At 51.6% G+C, this 3,003-nt stretch carries 3 protein-coding genes; 1 reads left to right on the plus strand and 2 read right to left on the minus strand.

Annotation, left to right across the window (positions count from 1 at the left end; genetic code table 11):
* Nucleotides 1–90: 90 nt before the first annotated feature.
* The gene (gene apbE / locus J1785_RS01965; protein WP_217218684.1) at nt 91–1,131 is read right to left on the minus strand and encodes an FAD:protein FMN transferase ApbE; all 1,041 of its coding nucleotides are present in this window, start codon (nt 1,129–1,131) and stop codon (nt 91–93) included.
* Between the two features lie 114 nt (nt 1,132–1,245).
* Nucleotides 1,246–1,812, minus strand: a complete 567-nt coding sequence (gene smrA, locus J1785_RS01970; RefSeq protein WP_217156697.1) for a DNA endonuclease SmrA — start codon at nt 1,810–1,812, stop codon at nt 1,246–1,248.
* A gap of 214 nt (nt 1,813–2,026) precedes the next feature.
* On the opposite strand from smrA, the gene J1785_RS01975 reads away from it, so the two are divergent.
* The gene (locus J1785_RS01975; protein WP_217218685.1) at nt 2,027–2,842 is read left to right on the plus strand and encodes a mannosyl-3-phosphoglycerate phosphatase-related protein; all 816 of its coding nucleotides are present in this window, start codon (nt 2,027–2,029) and stop codon (nt 2,840–2,842) included.
* Nucleotides 2,843–3,003: the final 161 nt, after the last annotated feature.

Below are 3,003 nucleotides of genomic sequence, written 5' to 3' on the forward strand. Positions count from 1 at the left end.
GCTGCATAAAGTGCACAGTCATGCCTTCAGACAGCCCTGTCCCGCCGGGCTTTGCATCCGAAAAAGGCACGGTAAGTCTTAGCCTGAAACCTACTCTGGGTCTTTCAGATAGGCTTTGAATTGCTCAGACATGTAGCTTTTAAACGTGTCGCCGTCTTTGGTGATGAGGTACACCGCCAGATGTTGTTGCTCTGCCAGCGCCAGCGCTTTACGTGTCCCCAACACCATCAGGCCAGTATCCCAGCCGTCCGCTTCCAGCGCCGTCGGCGCAATCACTGTCGCCGATACCAGTTTGTGCGTGATCGGCGAACCGGTCGCCGGATCAATGATGTGCGAGAGACGTTTGCCATTGAGTTCGTAATAATTACGATAACTGCCGGAGGTGCTGATCCCCATGCCCTGTAAATCAACAATCGCCTGTACCGCCGTTTCTTTATCAGTTGGTTTCTGAATTGCCACCTGCCAGGGTTTGCCCTGCGCGTTATGCCCGCGGGAAACCACCGCGCCACCAACTGACACCAGATAATTGCTGATGCCGTTACCTTCTATTAAACGTGCCAGATGATCAGTCGCGTAGCCTTCGCCCACGGTCGAGAGATCAACATACATACCGGCTAAATCTTTTTGAAGGTACTGTCCGTCACTTTGCTGGATCACTTTAAGATGCTGTAAACCGGTGCGGGCGCGGGCGGCATCGATTTGTTCCGGCGTCGGGATTTTTACCGGTTGTTTGTCCGGCCCGAATCCCCACAGATTCACCAGCGGGCCGACAGTGATATCCATCGCGCCGCCAGTGAGCCGGCCAATCCGGAGGGAGGTGACAACCGCATCCGCCATCCCCTGACTGACGGGCTGCGGCACGTTGCCCTGATATTGATTAAAACGCGACAGTACAGAGTCATCTTTGTAAGTCGACAACTGGTGATCATCTTCCTTGAGCTGCATTTCAATTTGTTCACGCAGCGCCAGTTCCCGGTTTTTATCCACGCCAGCCAGACTGACACGGTAAAACGTACCCATCGTTTTGCCCTCAATCACCAGTGGCTCAGGAACATTGCGATCGCAGGCAGATAAAAGGCTGACGCCGCACAACACAAGTGTACAGCGCAGGTAAACCGGTTTTAAGAACATGGATATAACTCGATTAGGTGCCCGTCACCGGGCATGAAAAGTATCAGGACAGTAAAGGGTAATGCTTAAACCACGACACAACGGACACCCCGTTGACCGGTCGCGCCATAAAAATTACCGGCTGCGTTTTGCATGGCGCTCCCAGTTCTCCTGTTTTGCCTGCGCGGTTTTCTTCAACGCGACATAACAGGCACCGGCTCCGCCGTCTTTCTGAACAGCAACGCAAAACGCCTGCACGTCGTCGAGCTGCTGCAGCCATTTGGCAATATAACTGCGTACAATATTTGCATGGCTTTCATCTTCCCGACCACGCCCGTGAATGATCAGCAAAGTGCGTAAATTTTCAGCCTGCGCCTGACAGAAAAAAGTGAAAAGTTCCTGACGGCACTGCTCTACTGGCTTGCGCAGCAGGTTCAGGCTGGCTTCCAGCGGATATTTCCCCTGCCGGAGTTTATCCAGCACTCCCTGTTGCACACCGTCGTGTTTGTATTCGAGAGGCTCATCGCAAGGCTGAATATTCAGAAAACCGGTAGTCAGCGGATTCTCACGCACTTCTGACACCGTATCTGCACTCACCTTATGCCCGGAAGCGGAGTTTTTGAGGTAGACCACCCGTTTATCCGACGCCAGTGGCTGTACACCTGCCATCTCCTGACTGAATAAATCATCATCTTCGCTCATCTGATTACCTCTTTTTCAGCGGTGGAACTGCACCAAATTATCGCCATAAACCCGCTGCGGGTAAAGCCGCATGCCAGTGGAACTGCGCCGGTAAAAATTCCGGAAATGGCCTGACAACCGTTAAAACTCATTTTTATATCTATACTTAGCTGCTGGGGAAGAAGTAAACCATTGAGCTTACGCTGACATTCCCTGCCCCAATTGAGGAGAAAAGATGCCTTACCTTGATGATCCCTTGATTATTTTCACTGACCTGGATGGCTCATTGCTTGACCATCATGATTACAGTTGGCAACCCGCGCAGCCCTGGCTGGATAAACTCTCGGCGGCACAGGTTCCGTTAATTTTGACGACCAGCAAAACGTCAGCCGAAGTGGCGGAATTGCAATCTGCCCTGAACCTGACACAACAGCCTTTTATTGCAGAAAATGGCGCAATCATTCACTTGCCGCCTGACTGGCGGGACGAAGCCGCCGTGCCATTTCACATTTCCGGCGCGGGTTATCCTGAGATCCGCCAGATTCTGGTGGCTCTGCGCCAGCGTTATGATTTCGAGTTTCGTGGCTTTGGTGATGTCACGGCCAGGCAGGTTGCCCTGTGGACCGGACTCACAGAGGAAGAGGCAGCACTGGCGATGCAGCGTGATGCATCTGAACCGCTGCTCTGGTTCGGTAATGATCTGGATTTCGCACGCCTGAAAAAATGTCTGATGCGCGAAGGCCTCTCACTGACACGCGGCGGGCGTTTCTGGCATGTGATGGGAACCGGCGCCGGTAAAGGTCAGGCAGTGCGATGGTTATCAGATCGCTATCAGCAAAAACGCGGTCAGCCGGTGATAAGCATGGGTCTGGGAGATGGTCCGAATGATTTATCAATGCTGGAAGCGGTGAATTATGCCGTGGTGATCAAAGGCCATCATGAGCATGAGATGCCGCTGCAGCGGGAGGATGTGGCACATATTTTCCGCACTGATGAGCCTGGCCCGCACGGCTGGAGTCAGGGGCTGAATCATTTTATTACCCTTCGTTGAGGGTAATACGTAAAAGGCAAATGACTTTATTAATAGATTGTTTTCACATTGTTTAACGTTTTGTGTTTACACAGAAGACTTCCAATAATTTTATCTATTCTAAAATTGGAGAATACCGTATGAGCGATTTTTATCAGGATGGTGTCATTACTAATTTCCAT

Source organism: Rahnella perminowiae (assembly GCF_019049755.1).
GTDB classification, from domain to species: domain Bacteria; phylum Pseudomonadota; class Gammaproteobacteria; order Enterobacterales; family Enterobacteriaceae; genus Rahnella; species Rahnella perminowiae.

Excerpts from the sequence above, each read along its gene's own strand:
- apbE (WP_217218684.1), bottom strand. The coding sequence starts at position 1,131 with ATGTTCTTAAAACCGGTTTACCTGCGCTGTACACTTGTGTTGTGCGGC.
- smrA (WP_217156697.1), bottom strand. The coding sequence starts at position 1,812 with ATGAGCGAAGATGATGATTTATTCAGTCAGGAGATGGCAGGTGTACAG.
- J1785_RS01975 (WP_217218685.1), top strand. The coding sequence starts at position 2,027 with ATGCCTTACCTTGATGATCCCTTGATTATTTTCACTGACCTGGATGGC.